The sequence below is a fragment of the Paenibacillus sp. ACRRX genome, from assembly GCF_022346885.1.
Taxonomy (GTDB): Bacteria; Bacillota; Bacilli; order Paenibacillales; family Paenibacillaceae; genus Paenibacillus_B.
Genome location: NZ_JAKRNK010000004.1, coordinates 340851 through 359090 on the forward strand (window position 1 = coordinate 340851; position 18240 = coordinate 359090).

The following is an 18240-nucleotide window of genomic DNA, read 5'->3' on the forward strand; positions in this document are numbered from 1 at the left end:
TAGCTTCTACATTAGAAACTGATAGTTCCAATATACTGCACTAACGGATCAGCTTACAGCAGTCCTTGTCGCAGCTCTGCAGCCGACTTCGGTGACAATAGACCAAATGGAATATCGAACACTGTACGAGCTCCGTTCTCGCCACGTTGTGCCAAACGATAAGCTGCACGAGCATATGCCACCAGCACGCTGGATGTAAACTCTGGATTGCTGCCCAGATTCAAGCCAAACTCCATAATTTGCTTTGTGCCTTCTCCTGTAATACCACTGCGGAATACTAGGCCACCGTGAGGTATATCGCTGTGATTAGCACGCAGCTCTTCTTCGGTGATGAAATGTACAATCGTATCATAATCCACAAAGTAGTTCGGCATCGTCTTAATTTCCTGCTCAATATGTGCTTGATCTGCGCCGGCTTCAGCTACAACAAAACACTCTCGCAAATGTTTGTCACGTGTAGACAATGTTGGGTTATCCCCGCGACGTACTTGAGCTACCGCCTCGTCAGAAGGAATCGTGTATTGCACGCCTGCTTGCACGCCTGCGATACGACGGATCGCATCTGAGTGTCCTTGGCTTACGCCACGGCCCCAGAATGTATATTCATTGCCTTCAGGAAGCACGGCTTCGAAGAGAAGACGGTTCAAGGAGAACAAGCCTGGGTCCCAACCTGTAGAAATGACAGAAACATGTCCACTTGCTACAGCTACATGGTTCACGCTGTCAAAATATTCAGGGATACGAGCATGTGTATCAAAGCTGTCTACCGTATGGAAAAGCTCAGCCAATTGAGGGCCTTGCTCTGGAAGATCTGTTGCCGAACCCCCGCACAATATCATAACGTCGATACGATCCTTATAAGAATGAGCTTCGCTTAAAGCCACTACCGGTACACTAGCTTGTACCATTTCCGGTTGGCGTCGTGTAAAGACGGCCACAAGCTCCATGTCAGGGTTTTGTCGAATCGATTGTTCGACCCCTCTTCCTAAATTACCATAACCCACAATACCTATACGAATCGGTGCTTGCATCTAAGCTCCACTCCTTTGTTCTACTTATCATCTTTTACTTCCATCTAGTATAAGGCAGACTGCTTGCTTTTTACAGCATAATCTTACAAGAAATGTCGGTTTATCGTACTTAAAATGAGCTTCCGATCTGTTTGTCCCACCTCAAGCCGAACTCTGCCTCCAGAGTGTATCGGATCGCATTTGTAGTAACATTATCGAGAAGCCGAGATATCCGGTCGGGATCTAGTGCAATTAAGCGATCAGGATCTATCGATATTTCACCTTCATATTGAACGTTTTGCTGTTCGCAAAGCTGTCTATATTCTGCACACTTTTCACTCATATATTGTGACACATTAATATTTCGGATTAATAGTTGAAATTCAGGTCGGTCCGCATGTTGTTTCCCTCCGTCCAACACCCCTTCTGTATGGCCCTGAACGATCTCAAGCGGTTTCCGTAGATCATGGGCCAACGCAGCAACGGTATTTTCGCTCCCCTTAGAGCAGCAAGCATAGATTATCTGAACGCAAATGACCTATGCCGCACAAAGAAGTCCTCCAGAACGTAACTGCCGTTAGGCACAGTCACGTTCTGGAGGACTCTATGATAGGTGTATATATGATCGTTACACCGTTCTCTTATACAATATCCAATTATACGAGCAGGCGTGCACTAGTTAAGCTTGCAAGTGTTGCCGTGATCACAACTTAATGCGCCAACTGCATCATCGTTTGAATATCCTCTTGTGCATCACCAATTAACTTCAGGCCAAATGTCTCAACAAGCACATCCATTACACCTTCCGAAATAAATTCTGGCGGCTTCGGCCCAATCCGGATATCCTGGATGCCTAAGCTGAACAGCCCCAGCAAGATGGCCACTGCCTTCTGTTCAAACCAAGAGAGGACGATCGACACAGGCAGCTCATTAACTGTACAGCCAAATGCATCTGCCAGCGCCAGCGCTATCTTCACGGTTGAACCCGAGTTGTTGCATTGACCAAGATCAATATAACGTGGAATTTCCGTGCCAGGCACAGTTCCATAGTCCACATCATTAAAGCGGAATTTACCGCAAGATGTTGTCAGGATTACCGTTTCCGGTGGCAGTGATGTCGCCAGCTCGCGGTAGTATTCCCCGCCTTTGCCAGGAGCGTCACAGCCCGCAATAACGAAGAAGCGCTTGATCTGACCCGCCTTCACCGCTTCAATAATCTCCGGAGCCAAGCCAATAACCGTCTCGTGATGATAGCCGGTCGTCAACACCTGATCAGAGGATATCGTAACAGACGGCAGAGCTAAGGCTCTTTCTATTAATGGCGTGAAGTCATCGTTCTCAATCTTGGCGACATCTTCTAAGCCTGCTACCTCATAAGAGAAGAAGCGGTCCGCATACGTTCCCTTGATCGGCATAACACAGTTGGTAGTAGCTAATATTGCACCCGGGAATTGTTCAAATAATCGACGCTGATCGTACCAAGCCTTCCCGATATTTCCACGAAGATGACCGTATTTCTTCAAGGCTGGGTATCCATGGGCGGGAAGCATTTCCGAGTGAGTATATATATTGATGCCCTTTCCTTCCGTCTGCTTCAAAAGTTCCTCAAGCGCGTACAGGTTGTGCCCCGTCACCACAATAGCATGACCCTCTACCGCATTCTGTGATACGGTGACTGGCTCCGGAATACCGAAACGATCCGTATGGGCATGATCCAACACATCCATAATGCGAACTGCTGCGTTACCCACCTTCAACGCCATCTCAATATGCTCCTGCACGTTAAAGTTTGAATTGGTAAGTGTCATATATAAGGCTTCATGCGTGATGCGGTTCACTTCCGAATCTTCGTACCCGAGCTGACGCGCATGCGTTGCATAAGCGGCGATTCCTTTTAAGGCAAATATAATCGTATCCTGCAAACTGGCTACTGTCTCGTTCTTCCCGCAGACACCAATTACTTTACATCCCCCGCTTGGTGTCTGTTCACATTGATAACAAAACATATCCGTTCCCCCTCACCTTGGATTGGTTGTTATATCCAGTTTACCAAGGGAAGCGATTGCAAATTGTGCGTACGATCACTTTGAATTTGAATCCTTTATGACAGGATGAACGGAATCACCTTGTACCAAGCTCACATAAATACGCTCGTACTCCACCTCTTCTTCTGAAATAAGCTTGATCAATTGCTCAGCAGCTAGGGAGCCCCACTTTCGCTTAGAATAATCTATTGTCGACAAGCGAGGTGTTGTGTAATGTGTCAATTCAATGTTGTCAAAGCCGATGATATGAATATGCTGTCCAACGACATGGTCCGTTTCTTTTACAGCATCATATAAACCTATGGCCATCTCATCATTCAGACAAAAGACAGCGGCAGGTCCCGTATACTCGCTCAAAATTTGCCCAGCGGCTGCCTGCCCTGCCGACTTGTTAAAGTCACCTTGAATCGGTATGTATTCAAGAGGCTGATGACGCTCAACAGCTTGACGTACAGCCTGCAGACGCTGCATGGAATCAAACGAGGCATTCGGTCCCGTGATCACGTAAATTTTACGGTGCCCTGCTTCAATTAAGTATTCCATTGCCAATGTAGCTCCTGCTTTATTATCAAGCAGAACCTGATTAATATTGGGATGGTTTAGTTCACGATCCAACACCACAAGCTTATGTCCGCGGTTTGCATATTGGAGCAGTTCATCACTTGGAAACGAAGCATCCAACACAATGGCGCCATCAATCATCCGTTCCGGCAGCAGCCGATGCGATTGAGCTCCGCTGCACACGATCAAGTCATATCCCTTTTTGTTCGCCACTTCTTTAATTCCTTGCAGAAGTTCTCCATAAAATGCACCGTTAAAATCAGTCAGAAACGCCCCAATAATTTTTGTTTCCCGCTTCTTTAAATTCCGCGCAGCCGCATTAGGCACATAATTTAACTCTTTTGCAACTGCTAATATTCGATTGCTTGTTTCCTCTGTTACTTTGGGGTTCCCGTTTAACGCATAGGATACCGTGGAGATGGAAACCCCCGCTTTCTTAGCGATATCTTTAATACTGACCACAACATTCGCTCCTATCGTTAATCCACCTTTTCCCTTACTATACCAATATATTTGCGCCCCCGGAAGCGTGTGTGACTGCCATTTTTAAACGTTTGCATATCTTCGTCTCTATGAATGGACAATATATGACTAATATCCCCAGAAGGTACAGTCAAAAATCCCTTTTGAATATACAGTTCATGACTAGCACCAACTGTATATTCAAAAGGGATGATAATCTCGCTTATAGGAGAGAACCCTATAACCTATAACTTACGTCGTCTTAATGTCCACCCGTCTCTCTGCTTGATTCCAACTTACCGTCGCACCAAGCGATTCCGCCACTGCTCTAACCGGCGCATAAGTGGTCCCATTAATATTAATGCCCGGAGTAATCACTTGCCCATCCACCGCGATGGTTACTGCATTAGGATCGGTGGGCTTCTGAATCAATCCAAGAACTTTGGCCACGCCCAATACATGACCGTTAACAAGCGCATCTATAACAGCAGGATTTTTTAGCTTGGCAGCATCCGAAGCCACATCAACAAATAAATTTTCCGTAAGCACTGCTGGCATTTTACTCTCACGCAGCATATGAAAATCAGCTTTTTTCTGACCTCTATCGATGACCGAAAATGGTTTTAGTTGAGTCATAGTTTCACCATGCAGCACATTTTGCAGATACGCTGTCATATTATCCGATGTACCTGAATACGTATAGGATTCGAATCCACCTGCTCCCCCACCTGAATTGCAATGGATAGAAACCATAAGAGCTGCTTTAGCTGCATTGGCCATATCAGTCCGCGCACTTAACTCTACAAACACATCAGTCGACCGAGTCAGATAGCTTGTTACGCCAATGTATTGAGCCATTAAGCGCTTTGCAGCCTCTGTTGCAATGCGGAGTGTTATGTCCTTTTCAGATAGTCCGTTGCCGACTGCACCTGAATCGGTACCACCATGTCCCGGGTCCCATACAACTATTTTGTTAGCCGCCATATTATACACCACCCTGTAAGGAATCCTCGGTTCCCCTCAACTATTTCTCTTTCTATTGATAGATTATGTAAAATGGTAGCGCATCAACAGTGCGGCAGCCCTCTCCTGCAGCCCGTTATATTCGGGTTAAAACCCATGCCAACAACACAGTCACAGTTTGTAATTATTCTGATTGCTTCATAGGTGTTTGCCGTGAGCATCTTGGCTATTCGGCAATAGACTAGTGTAGATACTGCATTTACCCAAGGAGGTTGTCATGGACCCTAATTATTATCAGCAAGTCTGTTGGCAATGCATGAATAAGTATGTAGGGATTACTACAAGCGATGGTCATTCGCATGATGGGTTTATCGCTCACATTGATCAAGACTATGTTACGCTCGCTATCCCCACCGATCAAATGATGGATCAAATGAATGGAATGCCCGCACGTCCGTCAACTTATAGGCAATTCGGCTTCCATCCTGGTTTTTTCCCTAGACGCCGATTTATTCAACGCCGCATTCCATTTCCGTTTATTACAGGATTATTTTTACTTCCATTCTTTATATGAGCAAATAGAGGAGAGGGTTTGCCCCACTCCCCTTATCTGGAGACAAAAAGGCGGTTCTCGAAGTCTTGAGAAACCGCTTTATGTCAATCCTCTATCCTCTGTTTGGCATTGGCGTTTATGCTGGGGACAATTTCCCAACCTGAACAGGATGAGGATACCCCCCCACAGATCATCACATCTTTTGTTCTCTACACCGTATTCCTCCTGCGAAAGACGTACATTTCCCCTTTGGACATATGATCCCGTATATATCCATGTTATGCTACAATAGAAGGATATAAATGGACATTCATTCGGCTGAGCGCCGATTATTCACCCTAAAGGAGGGTTGAACATAGATACAGCTAATTTGAACTTGATCATCACGTCTATCATTTACGGCATGTCCGCGCTTATGATCCTGTTCGCGGTGGTGGATACTTGCAACTATTTTATATTCAAGAAGAGGCTGTGTCGCCCGATTAACAAGCTGATAACGGAATGGCGAACGACACTCTCGCCGCGCAATAAAGCGATTGACCTGACAACTGAGGGACATTTATATGCATACGGGCAATTAGACACGGATAAGCTGATCGTCATTCACTACTATTTAAAAGGCTTTGAAGACGAGCATAATGTGCCCCATCAGTTTACGGACCTGCTAACTAAGATCTTTATGCCGGTGATCATCCTTTTACTTGGGATATTCATCACGATTGGGTTTAACGCTTCCAGCCTGATGAAAGATCCTCCTAGCGAGCTCCAGCAGTGGATGACTTCGTTTACAGGATACCTTACGCAAGCTATTGATTTATTTCCCTCGCTGATCGTATTGCTGGCAGCCTTGCTAGTCGCAGCTTATACCAAGTCGGAAATAATCAATTCCCGTAAAAAAATGATGAATCAGCACCGTTTTATCATCGAAGATCAGCTTAAAGCGCGAGGTTCCCTTTCATGACGAGGCACAATTTGAAAAGACGCTTCAGCTAAGGTCGATCCCCTTATGCTTAAAGCGTCTTCTGCTTATTTCCCAGCATCGCTGGGCGTGGACTGCTGCTCGGTATAAGCTAGACTTCTCCCATTAATAACTGCGCAATTTGCTCCAGCCATTTTTGGTCGACTTCGTGAAAGCGTTCCTTATTCGGACTGTCAATATCCAGTACACCGATCAATCGACCGCCTTGTACAAGCGGGACCACGATCTCAGATCGTGAACGTGCATCACAAGCGATATGACCGGGGAACTCATGCACGTCAGCTACGACCAATGTCTGCTGGTCCTGTGCCGAAGTACCGCATACCCCTCTGCCAAGTGGAATACGGACGCAAGCTGGCATGCCTTGAAAGGGGCCCAGCACCAACTGGTTCGTTGCTTCTTCATATAAATAGAAGCCCGCCCAGTTAATATCTTGAAGCCCGTGCCAGAGCAGCGCGGCTGCATTAGCCAAATTAGCGATCAGATTCGGCTCATCCTCAATAAGTGCGGCAAGTTGGGCGCGCAGCAAAGGATAATCTTGTTCTGGAATACCGCTGTACAAAGTAGGTTCAAACATGGGCATGACCTCTTTCTCGTTCATTTGACAGTTTTGATAATCAGCCATCTTTTATCTATCGCCTGACAATGCTCCTATCATAGCATAAATAAGGAGCGGCAACTGCTCCCTAGCTTGGAGCAGTTGCATCTAATCCTAACATTGATCTACTTACCTTAATCTATGTAGATCAGATGAATTGAAATATAGTGTAGTGCAGGCGTATAAGGTTAAGCACATACATATTGGAGGAATATAAGATGAATAGAACAACGTTTAACCTCGAAGGTGCCAATGGCAGCCGAGTTCACGTCTATAAATGGGAATCTGTCCATCCAGATATCCCTACACGGGGCATTATCCAAATTGCGCATGGTATGACAGAAACCGCACTGCGATACGAGCGATTTGCAGCAGAATTAATACAACAGGGCTACATAGTGTATGCAAACGATCACCGCGGTCATGGGAAAACAGCCTCCCGCCCAGAGCAGCTTGGGCACATGGAGAAAGGCGACTTCATGGGGATGGTACATGATATGGGCCAACTAAGCCAATATGTCCAAGAACGCCATCCGAATGTGCCCCTTGTTTTGTTTGGACATAGCATGGGCTCCTTCTTATCTCAAATGTACATTACCAAATATGGTCATTTACTGCATGGTCTGATTTTATCCGGCAGTAATGGACCTCGCGGGCTTGATCTATCCGCAGGTGTCCGTGTATCCCAAGTCATTCGCGCTTTGAAGGGAGCAGCGCACCGCAGTGAGTTCATTAATAATTTGGCATTCGGTGGATTTAACCGCAGCTTCAAACCAAGCCTTACGCCATTTGACTGGCTTAGTCGGGATGAACAGGAAGTCCAGAAATATATCGATGATCCCATGTGTGGCTATGTGTGTACAGTCGGATTCTATTATGAGTTTTTCTGTTTCCTAAAAGAGGTACATCATCCTTCTACCTTGGCCAAAGTGCCTTTAAAGCTTCCGGTTCTAATCGTATCCGGCAGCCAAGATCCTGTAGGTAACTTCGGCAAAGGACTCCGCAAGCTCAAAGCTCTGTACAAGCAGCTCGGTGTTCAAGAGGTTTCGCTTATTCTGTACCCTGGAGCCCGTCATGAACTGCTAAATGAGACCAACCGCGATGAGGTAACTCTCGATTGTATCGAATGGTTGAATCGTCTGCTGCCGCAATCCTAACGATGCCTTCAACTAGGTGAGTTTGTTTCGCTCCTGTAGACAAAGGTATAATAAAGTAGTTGGACTTCATACAAACGTTTCATATAGATTGGATAAGGATGGAGGTATTAAGGTTATGCCAAGTTTGTTAGATCCATTGACGATTCGCGACGTCACCTTCCCAAATCGGATTGTGATGTCACCGATGTGTATGTCCGCGTGCAATGAGGAAGATGGGAAAGTAAATGATTGGCACTTGGTACACTATACTTCCCGTGCAGTTGGCCAAGTAGGCCTCATTATCGTTGAAGCATCCGCTGTACAATCGAACGGCCGCATTAGCGCGCAAGACTTGGGCATATGGAGCGACGAGCATATAGAAGGCATGCGCCGTCTCGTGGAGATGGTGCATGCTCAGGGTGCTCGCATAGGCATCCAGCTAGCGCATGCAGGGCGTAAAGCGACGGTCCCTGGAGCCATTGCACCTTCTGCTGTCCCGTTTAGTGAAGAGTATGCCGTACCTGCGGAGATGACGCAGGAAGACATCCGCAAGACCATTAAGGCTTTTGCAGACGCTGCACGCCGCGCTGATTTAGCAGGCTTTGATGTAGTAGAGATTCATGCCGCTCATGGCTATCTGATTAATGAATTTTTGTCTCCATTAACAAACAAACGGCTGGACGGTTACGGTGAAAATATCATTGGGCGCTATCGTTTTCTGGAGGAGATTATTGATGCCGTGCGTCCTGTATGGCTGAAGCCGCTCTTTGTACGCATTTCCGCGAATGAATACCATCAGGATGGCAACACGCTGGAAACCTTCATTGATTACGCTCGTCGCATGAAATCGCAAGGTGTCGATCTGATCGACTGCAGTTCAGGCGCAGTCGTACCCGCGGATATTAACGTATATCCTGGGTACCAAGTCCCCTATGCAGAAGCGATACGTCAATCTACGGGAATCGCAACCGGAGCTGTAGGCTTGATTACAAAGCCTTCGCATGCCGAGGATATCGTGCGCAATCACCGTGCCGATTTGGTACTACTCGGACGTGAGCTGCTGCGTGATCCCTATTGGCCTCTCCGCGCTTCGAAGGAACTTCGCACAGACATTCCCGTGCCGAAGTCGTACATGCGCAGCTGGTAGCAGCCACGCGCTGCGATGATCTCTACCATCCAGCAGCAAGTCAGGCAGCTACAGATATACAACGCAAATCAACCTGTTGTTCTGAATTTTTATGAAATGAAACGATTATAGCCCATCTTGAAGTGGTCTGAAATAGATGCAGCTTCACAATTAGGGATCAAAAAAGAACCTTCACCGCTTACAAGCAGAGTGAAGGTTCTTTGCATAAGTTTACTTGCATGTGATTGCTTTTAGTTCTAAGCAGATGATGTGTAAACCTTATTTAAATAAAATTCAATTGTTGCAGCATCCGGCGAACGACGGCCGCCACTTCAGCTCGCGTCATATTCTCCTTAGCTCCAATACGTTCACCGTTCCCCTTTACCACACCATTCTGAATGCTGGCGGCAACGGATTCTTGCGCCCATTTGCTCACATCTACACCATCTTTGAAAGCCTTCAGATGCAGCTGAGGCTCATTATCTGTCATCTTCATATCAGGTTTCATCAATTCCATAGCTCTCATAAGAATAACAATGGCTTCCTCACGGCTGATCTTGTCATTAGAGCGGAAAGTGCCATCCGCATAACCTTGGATTAACTGGTATTCTGAAGCTATTGATACTGCATCATAATACCAAGCAGTAGAAGCAACATCCTTAAAGCTATCTTGACCTGTTCCACCATTCATCAGGCCTAATCCCTTTACCACTATAGCCGCAAATTCTGCACGCGTAATATCTCGTTTTGGTTCAAAACGGTTATCAGCTGTTCCCGTTACAACCAAGCGTGAACCCAAATCATTTACTTCTGTCTGTGCCCAATGTTGATTCATATCGGCAAATGATATCGGATTCCATACTACTACAAACGTACCGTTAACACGATTATTCATTTTTACAAAAACGGTACCGTCAACTTTCGTTAACACGGTTGGAATATGAGATAATGTGCCATCCTTATTCAAAAATACAGCCGTTGTCACTTGAGCTGGATCGGTTTCCTTAGGCAGAGCTAGCATCCGCTCCACGTAGCCGTTATGTTTGTTGAGCGATATCGTTTGACTCCCATAAGAAGCCGTTACCTCGAATCGAGTTGGATCGCCAATTCGTTTGTATTTCTGATTTTTTGCCGCAAGCTCAACCGCATGAGCGCCTTCACTTGTTGCTTTCTGAATCTGAATTTTATACTGAATTCCGTTCGGATTCACTTTGTCACCAAATGCAGCAGCAATTGCATTTACATCCAATTGTGACAGCGGCAGCTTGAATATGCCTTGCGTTGTCTTCATTTCCAATATCGTTTGCTGTTGCTTCATCTGGCTAACGATGTTTCCACTAAGGATCGTAGTTCCATGAGCAGCATCAGCAAATGGTACAGTAATCACTGTATTGGGTCCCGATTTGCTTAACAGATCTGCCAATTTAATTGGATCAAGTGTAAATGCAGTTGTCTTCTGCCCATCCTTCTCAGTGATTTCAACGGTTCCACCCAGTTCTTTCTTTCCGTTAACTTCTATGTTTGCATTTTTGTCGGCTGGTGTTGGGCTAATGCCACCCTGCCAATTTCCGCCCGACGATGTTGAGGTCGAAGGCGTTACAGTTGGCGATGGCAGAGAAGCAATCCCATTTCCATTCGCATTGATTGCACGTACCGTGAACGTATAAGCTGTTCCATTGGTTAAATTCGTGACTGCAGCGGTTGTTGTCTTCACATTTACAACCACATTGCCTGGTTGAGCAGTCAGTACATAGGAGACGATTGGACTTCCTCCGTCATCAATAGGAGCCTTCCAACGAACCGTTGCTTGACCATCACCTGCAACCGCGGTAACGTCTGTTGGTGCGGCAGGAATCGTACTAGGTACGGCACTTGCTTCAAACGATGCAGGACCATCTCCACCTGCTGTAGCAGCGCGAACAACAAAGTAATAGGTTGTGCCATTTATAAGTGGAGCGACATCGTAGCTGTACACATTGCCAGTCACTGTAGCAGCTTCCGTTCCATAGGCACCTTGCACCGTGCTGTGGTAGATCTTATAGGCAGCTGCCTGTTCTACGCTACCCCAGTTCAACGTTACTTTGCCGTTCCCTGCAAGGGCTGTCAAGTAGGCAGGAGCGTTAGGTGCAGATACCTGCGGTGTTGCCATCGCTTCATTGGAAGCTGCACTTTCTATCTTGCCCGCGATTGCCTTTACAACGAAGTAGTAGGTTGTGCCGTTAATTAGATTGTTTAGCTCGTAGTTGTATACGGAGCCTGTCACCGTAGCGATCTCTGTCCCATAGGAACCTGATATCGTACTGGCATAAATCTTATACGCTGTCGCCTCTGAAACACCTCTCCAAGTTAGCGCAGCTTTATGGTCACCTGCAATTGCAGTTAGTGCAGTCGGAACTGAAGGAATAATCGCCCCAGTTAGGCTCAGAGCGGAACTAACAACCGGTGTTAGGCCTTGTGATTGGAAAACTAATTGAGCCCCGGTTACGTCATTAACGTAGTCTGGCAGCAATCCACTGAAGGAGACAATTCCAGCTCTCGCTGTGGCTGTTACAGTGCCCACGAGCTTCCAGTCTCCACTATCCTGCTTCGACACGGTTACACGTGTAGAGTTGTCACTTGTCACCACGTTGCCATATCCATCTGTAAGGTGAAGTACTGGCTGTTGGTCAAAAGGCTTGCCATATTCTGCAGGAGCTGCAATGTCCTGCTGAAGGAGAAGCTTCTCCTTTGAAGCAAGCGGCGTAATATTTACCTTATTCGTAAGCGATGTCTTTACCCCTTCGATGCTGAACTGAATTTGCTGCGTCGCAGCATGGTGCAGTTGCAAAGGAACCGTAGCTTGCCCATTTGCAAAATTCACGGGCACCACCTGCCCGTTACCTGCTGCGTTCGCGTCAAGTGCCGTGCCATTAAAGCTGCCGTAGCTGCCATCCGGAGCAGCGGATACGCCAGATATCGTCACGTTCTTTGTACCGTTATAACTCGTATCTACTTGGCCGAATACGTCCTTTGTACGCAATTGAACATTAGTCGCCGATTTGGTTAAAGGTTGGGCTGGAGCTACACTTGCCTCTGCAGTTAATGAGCCAGCAATCCCCTGGTATCGAGCTATTAAGCTCCCCCCAAGCACAAATCCTATATCTTTCATTCCATCTGCATTAAAGTCCTCAATAAATAATTGCGTGGCACCGCTAGTTGTTTTAAGGCTAGAATCAGGAACTCCCTTGAATGAACCTTGGCCTGCATTCAGGTAAATAGACGTATCATTTCCACTATAGGCAATCATATCGGCCCAGGTATCATTATTCAGATCCGATAAGGCTATATGATTATATTTATTGTCCGTTGATTTAGTGATCGCTTGCTGATCAAAAGACGCCCCAGTGCTTGTAAAGAGTACAATTTCGTTATCTACTGGCTCGTTATAGGCTCTCGAACGGAGCAGTATAAAGTCTGTTCTGCCATCCTTATTAACATCACTGACATCTACAGCAATAGCGTATAACTGATCACTAAAGTCAGCCTTCACCATTCTGAACTGACCCGTGCCGTTGCCATATCCGACAACGTATCCGCCGCCCTTAACCGAGTTTATTCCGACAAAATCCAGGTTTCCATCTCCGTCAAAGTCCCCAACTTTTGTTTTAGAATTGCCGTTACCGGTATTTCCTAAATCGAGTCCAATATCACGGATCTGGGAGAACGAAATATGATTAGCAACTGTTGTATTGTTGATACCCAAGTATGCTTTATTTCCAGCGAACCACATTACATCCGTCTTAGAATCGTTATTAAAATCTCCCGTCACAACACCCATACCATAAAAGACCGCTTGATTCATCGTATACGTTGATCCCATTTTGGTATATTTCATCGGTAAGCTTGACGTTTCATCCCATGCGTATACATTATTAGGACTACTAATGGCTCCATTAGGACCTGCCGTTATAAAATCAAGATCTCCATCGCCATCCAAATCAGCCAAGGCTGTAGCGTAAAAGGGGTCTGCCTCTGGGGGAACAGAAGCATCTGCAACCTCTTGATGTGGAGAGCCTGCAACATCAAGCACTATACCAACCTTTTTGGTGTAAGCACCTCCGACAAGGTCCAGCTTGCCCGAACGTGTGATATCTCCAATTGAAATCGCTGAAGATCCCATATTAGTACTTGTGATCACTGCGTCTCTAGGACTAAATTGTAGAGATTGGGCATAGCCCTTTTCCGGGACGAGCAGCTGCAAAAAAGCTAAGCTGCAGGACAACCATATAATAAGCATTTTTTTTGACATGAACTTATCTCCTGTTCTATCTCATGTAATTAAACGTCATAATCCGACATGTTACATGAAAACCTCTAAAAAAATACTGAACATAAGGTCTTTTGATCCAGAAAAATATAAAATTTCATAGGAAAAAAAGCACATTTTACGGTTTTTTTAAGTCTACCCTTATATCTATCCCCCTTATTTCCCAGTGCTTGGTTTCTGCTCGAAAATTTCAATTTACAGGACGGCTGCACGGATCTGCTTTCTGTCATAGGACGAATACTCCCGCGCATAGGTGTAAAACGATGAGTGATGTTGACGTGAATTACTGAACTCAAGTCGATTAAGTCGGCTATTCACTTGCACATATACCACCTAGACCGATACCCTAAAGGAGGTCATGACGTGTTTAAGCGCATCAATCGGCTGGCCATTGAATTGCCAATGCCAAAGAATGGGGACCCCAATGCAGCAGCGGCTGTGCAGGAACTGCTAGGCGGGCGATTCGGAGAAATGTCTACTTTAAATAACTACATGTTTCAATCCTTTAATTTTCGGCAAAAAAAGAAGCTCAAGCCTTTCTATGACATTGTAGCGAGTATTACCGCTGAAGAATTCGGGCATGTTGAATTGGTTACGAATACGATTAACCTCGTGTTGGCTGGCTCAACCAAGCCCGGCAACCCAAATTCTACGCCGCTCGCCGTAGGCAAAGATGCACGCAATACGTATCAATTTATCGCGACAGCTCAAACCGCGCTTGCGGGAGACTCCATGGGCAGACCTTGGGCAGGGGACTACGTCTTTAATAGCGGCAATCTAGTGTTGGACCTGCTTCACAATTTCTTTCTGGAATGCGGCGCACGCACCCATAAGATGCGGGTGTACGAGATGACGGATCATCCCACTGCAAGGGAAATGATTGGCTATCTGCTTGTGCGTGGGGGCGCGCATATCGTGGCCTACGCCAAAGCATTGGAAATTGCCACAGGTGTGGATGTGACCAAAATGCTGCCCATTCCCGATCTGGATAATCGCAAGTTTGAGACAACACGGAAATTTGAAGATATGGGGCTTGGGCGTATCTTATATACGTGGAGCGACAATGACTACAAAGATATTGGATTGATCTGGAGCGGCAAGCATCCGCTAGACGGCGGTCCGCTCGAAGTCAAGGAGGGTGCACCCGAAGGCGCACCCATCCCAGACTTTGACGACCTGCCAGAACAATTCGCACCTGGCATCTCGCAAGAAGACTTTAACGAAATCGTCAAGCGGCTGAAAAAAAACGCTGGCATCCCGTAAACTCCCCCTGCATGTCATGAATGGCAGCACATGTATGGAGCAGCAAGTCCAGCGTTCCTCATACTTCCTGAGTTCTTAGTTCCAATTTCCCCCTCCACCACAATGTTTATATGGCTTGGTAACTATTCAAGCACGCGCAGACCCTTTGATTGTATAAAGTGTCTGCGCTTTTTATATTAAGAAGCGTAATTAGTCACCTGCTAGCAGATGAGCCTCTTGACGACGGACCCATACGGACCATCCAGCATCAGATAATACGTACAACAGCCATAATGGGCCAAAGATGCGCCAAATTGGCTCCACCTTGATGTACAGTGCCGCCACATACGGATGCAATATCCATATGACAGCAAGCGATAAAAGCATCCAGCATAAAGAAAACGATAAACAAATGTGCCCGTGCAGCTGTAAACGAAAGCCGGAGTAATCCCAATACTGACGATGTATCCCCTTCTGAAGGAGCATTCCACTTATATACTCAACACCTGTCGGTACAATTAAGCACAATAATAGCACTATTCCCCATGATGCCCCACGTTCCGCATACAGAAGAATGAAGACAGGTGCAAAACCATACATCGGCTTAAAGGGCCCGAATAAAAAACCCTCTTTTAAAAACACACCTGTCGTGGCCTTGCTATAGACATTTTCCAACAGCCAACCACCAAAGGCATACACCATAAAGAAAAAAAGTATCGCATGGACACTCCCACTACTTACGTGAGCACCCTGAAGTACCGACAATACAGGCTGCTGTTGCAACTCCATATTCATACTCTCAACTCCCATCTACTCATGTGCCCATTTATTCATGTTTGTATTATGGTTCGTTAGCAGGGAAATATTCGTATCCATCTCTTCATTTTCCAGGTTTGTATAAGGAGCGTATTGCTCTAAGTGCTCACAAATGATAGTCTAAAAATGATAACTGCATTTGATGCAAAGTAGGTGGAAACGATGACAGAAGAAAATCAACCCAAAAAGGTAAATTTGGCTGATGCCATGAAGGAAATGCTCGCAAAGAAGAAACAACAGCAGCAGGATCAGAAGGGCAACTTTCAGGGCAATGCTGGTACCAAAGCTTTAAAAAGTCAGAATACGAAAAAGCCGAACAACCAACGACGCCGCACAGGCGGGTCCTAATCCAGCACTAGCGTAGCCGAATTCCGCATTTTACGGAGTTCGGCTGCTTGTGTTATAAAGGAGTTATCTTATGAACGTTTTGCATAAACGCAGCTTTCTGATCTGGCTGATATTAGCCGTTGTGTGGATGGGCTTTGTGTTCTACAAATCCTCACAGACTTACGCAGATCAGGATTTGCGCCCCTCATTCGCAGCTTTTATAACGGAGGAGACGCTCCAGAAGTATATTCCGCATATTGAGTTTGACTATGATGGCCAGCACGTAACTTGGAAGCAGCCTTACGACTTCGTAGAGTATTTTATAAGGAAGGGAGCTCATGTCGCTGAATTTGCGCTGCTCTGCTTCCTGATCTTAAAGTCGCTGTATGCGACGTCGCTCTCAGCCATAAGCGCTGTAGCGATTGGTGGCATCGCTACGTTTTTGTACGCCTGCTCTGATGAATGGCATCAGTCCTTTGTCCCCGGTCGGACAGGGCATTTTCAAGATGTGCTAGTCGACTCGATCGGGATTGTCTTGGTGATGGCAGGGTTCTTGTTGGCGAGAATACGAAGAAGAAAAAATGAGTAGGAAACATAATGAAGGAGCCGCAACTTCACGTTGCGACTCCTTCTTGTTATTTGTACATTTCCACATCCTATACTAATCGCCCCGAAATCTCGTTGACATTATCCTCGCGTCATTTCCGTTCTTTGAATTGGAGCGTTTCATTACCCATTAGTAATTTGGCTGCCGGCAGCGAGTCGCAGCCAGATTCCCGCAATCTTTTGTATAATCTTGCTGTGTTACTACCAGTACTTTATCGTTTCATCTGCTGCTTCGACAATACGGTCACGCCTGGATAGCCCAGTGACATCAATTGCCCACGTGTCATATACAACCGCTCGTCTAACACTTGGCTATTCTCAGGTCTTAACTCGATTCGGTGCGTGTCTGTACGTATACCATAACGGTATTGTGACGCCAGCACATTCTCAGCCTCCACTTTCCAACCCATCGCATCGGCCAGTGGCTTCACTGGAATCCATAACGTTCCACCCCGTTTAAAAGTAAAAGGAACCTCAATATCACTTCCTCCGATGTGTACTACATGCTCCATATCTTTGGTAATGGCGACTGTTTTTAAGGGCAGTGCAGCGATATCCAAATCCTTATCCAGCTCTGGAGCTTGCTCAAGCTGCTCCCACTTCAGGTCTGTAAACAAAGCCCGTTCAGCCTCATCCGTCAATAGATGAGACAGCTGCGTCTGAAAGTCGTACACCCACTCCATTCGCTGAGGTTCATTTTGTACATACAGCATCTTACCATCAGCAGCACTGTAGCCTCTTAACGTACCATTCAAAACATAGTGCCACTGGCTAGTAGCAGGGTTGTAAATGGATACCTCATTCTGCTTCCGGCTCTGGCTATAACGATTTACTAACAATCGATTATCGGGCATCCACACAGCCTTCGTGTGCCAAGCAGCCGCGTACCATTCGGCCACTTCACCGGAAATCTTATCTTTTAACCAATAGCTCTTTATACGGCTATAGCCACTGCCATCAGCGGTTTCTGTTGATCTCCAGAAGTCATGGTCAGTTAGAGCCCACCTGCCACTCGGTGAGTCTGCGTACGCTTGCCCCTTATGAATCGTACCATCCTTCACCTCATAATATAAATGGACAAACGGGCTCATGCCATTCCTCGCTTTGGGATTAAGGATAATGCCTGGGGCTACTTGCCCATTGTCATAAATCCCTCCGATTTTATCGTCCCAGCGCATTAATGTTCCGTCTGGCGCACGTTCAATAACCAAATTACTCGCAGCTTCACTATCATATAAACTCACGTTGTAAAAGAGTGTACCATCTATTTCATTTCGATATCCGACCGATTGATATTGAATCTTCGATCGCACGGTCGAATCCGATACTGCCTGCAAAATACGTTGTTGATCTTGATCAGCATGTGCTTTTTCCGGGGCAGCCGTAACAAACAGCATGAGACATAACGCTGCCAACGTCACCCAACACAAACCTCTAGCTTGAGTATTATGAGTATTTATAGCATTCACTCCCTGCCTGTTCCCTTTAGAATCTATCTAGTTAGACGCCT

General features: G+C 46.2%; 16 protein-coding genes. 7 read left to right on the forward strand and 9 right to left on the reverse strand.

Translation table 11 applies throughout. The annotated features are described in order from the left end of the window. Positions 1-53: 53 nt before the first annotated feature. From MH117_RS14640 to MH117_RS14660, 5 genes are all read right to left on the reverse strand, one after another. On the reverse strand, positions 54-1031 hold the full coding sequence (locus tag MH117_RS14640) for a diaminopimelate dehydrogenase (RefSeq protein WP_239329505.1): 978 nt from the start codon (positions 1029-1031) through the stop codon (positions 54-56). A gap of 109 nt (positions 1032-1140) precedes the next feature. Next, complete coding sequence (locus MH117_RS14645; RefSeq protein WP_239329506.1) at positions 1141-1485, reverse strand: sensor histidine kinase family protein; 345 nt, start codon at positions 1483-1485, stop codon at positions 1141-1143. A 235-nt stretch (positions 1486-1720) separates the two neighbouring features. Next, positions 1721-3016, reverse strand: a complete 1296-nt coding sequence (gene hcp, locus MH117_RS14650) for a hydroxylamine reductase (protein WP_239329507.1) — start codon at positions 3014-3016, stop codon at positions 1721-1723. A 75-nt stretch (positions 3017-3091) separates the two neighbouring features. Beyond that, entirely contained in the window at positions 3092-4078 is a 987-nt protein-coding gene (locus MH117_RS14655) for a LacI family DNA-binding transcriptional regulator (RefSeq protein ID WP_239329508.1), read from the reverse strand. Between the two features lie 252 nt (positions 4079-4330). Further along, the gene (locus tag MH117_RS14660) at positions 4331-5062 is read right to left on the reverse strand and encodes an N-acetylmuramoyl-L-alanine amidase (RefSeq protein ID WP_239329509.1); all 732 of its coding nucleotides are present in this window, start codon (positions 5060-5062) and stop codon (positions 4331-4333) included. 256 nt (positions 5063-5318) lie between these two features. On the opposite strand from MH117_RS14660, the gene MH117_RS14665 reads away from it, so the two are divergent. Both MH117_RS14665 and MH117_RS14670 read left to right on the forward strand, forming a co-directional pair. After that, positions 5319-5615: a phosphatidylinositol kinase gene (locus tag MH117_RS14665; protein WP_239329510.1), complete on the forward strand. Its 297-nt coding sequence runs from the start codon at positions 5319-5321 to the stop codon at positions 5613-5615. A gap of 328 nt (positions 5616-5943) precedes the next feature. Further along, positions 5944-6555 carry a hypothetical protein gene (locus MH117_RS14670; RefSeq protein ID WP_239329511.1) on the forward strand — a complete coding sequence of 204 codons (612 nt, stop codon included), beginning with the start codon at positions 5944-5946 and terminating at the stop codon, positions 6553-6555. 109 nt (positions 6556-6664) lie between these two features. Here the strand turns inward: MH117_RS14670 and MH117_RS14675 are convergent, their stop codons facing one another. Next, a complete protein-coding gene (locus MH117_RS14675; RefSeq protein WP_239329848.1) occupies positions 6665-7150 on the reverse strand; it encodes a GAF domain-containing protein in 486 nt (161 codons plus the stop codon). A gap of 239 nt (positions 7151-7389) precedes the next feature. On the opposite strand from MH117_RS14675, the gene MH117_RS14680 reads away from it, so the two are divergent. Together MH117_RS14680 and namA are read left to right on the forward strand one after the other, a co-directional pair. Beyond that, positions 7390-8328, forward strand: coding sequence for an alpha/beta hydrolase (locus MH117_RS14680; RefSeq protein ID WP_239329512.1), 939 nt, complete (start codon positions 7390-7392; stop codon positions 8326-8328). Between the two features lie 115 nt (positions 8329-8443). Beyond that, positions 8444-9454, forward strand: coding sequence for an NADPH dehydrogenase NamA (gene namA, locus MH117_RS14685; RefSeq protein WP_239329513.1), 1011 nt, complete (start codon positions 8444-8446; stop codon positions 9452-9454). A gap of 262 nt (positions 9455-9716) precedes the next feature. On the opposite strand, the gene MH117_RS14690 is transcribed toward namA, so the two are convergent. Further along, the gene (locus MH117_RS14690; RefSeq protein WP_239329515.1) at positions 9717-13721 is read right to left on the reverse strand and encodes an S-layer homology domain-containing protein; all 4005 of its coding nucleotides are present in this window, start codon (positions 13719-13721) and stop codon (positions 9717-9719) included. Positions 13722-14102: 381 nt separating this feature from the next. On the opposite strand from MH117_RS14690, the gene MH117_RS14695 reads away from it, so the two are divergent. Continuing rightward, positions 14103-15002, forward strand: a complete 900-nt coding sequence (locus tag MH117_RS14695) for a manganese catalase family protein (RefSeq protein WP_239329516.1) — start codon at positions 14103-14105, stop codon at positions 15000-15002. Between the two features lie 189 nt (positions 15003-15191). Here MH117_RS14695 and MH117_RS14700 read toward each other — a convergent pair whose 3' ends face one another. Beyond that, positions 15192-15776 carry a putative ABC transporter permease gene (locus tag MH117_RS14700; protein WP_239329517.1) on the reverse strand — a complete coding sequence of 195 codons (585 nt, stop codon included), beginning with the start codon at positions 15774-15776 and terminating at the stop codon, positions 15192-15194. A gap of 183 nt (positions 15777-15959) precedes the next feature. Here MH117_RS14700 and MH117_RS14705 point away from each other — a divergent pair, with 183 nt between their 5' ends. Together MH117_RS14705 and MH117_RS14710 are read left to right on the forward strand one after the other, a co-directional pair. Further along, complete coding sequence (locus tag MH117_RS14705; protein ID WP_239329518.1) at positions 15960-16145, forward strand: hypothetical protein; 186 nt, start codon at positions 15960-15962, stop codon at positions 16143-16145. Between the two features lie 70 nt (positions 16146-16215). Then, positions 16216-16713: a VanZ family protein gene (locus MH117_RS14710; RefSeq protein WP_239329519.1), complete on the forward strand. Its 498-nt coding sequence runs from the start codon at positions 16216-16218 to the stop codon at positions 16711-16713. A 229-nt stretch (positions 16714-16942) separates the two neighbouring features. Here MH117_RS14710 and MH117_RS14715 read toward each other — a convergent pair whose 3' ends face one another. Continuing rightward, positions 16943-18151, reverse strand: coding sequence for a hypothetical protein (locus MH117_RS14715; protein ID WP_239329520.1), 1209 nt, complete (start codon positions 18149-18151; stop codon positions 16943-16945). Positions 18152-18240 lie beyond the last annotated feature (89 nt).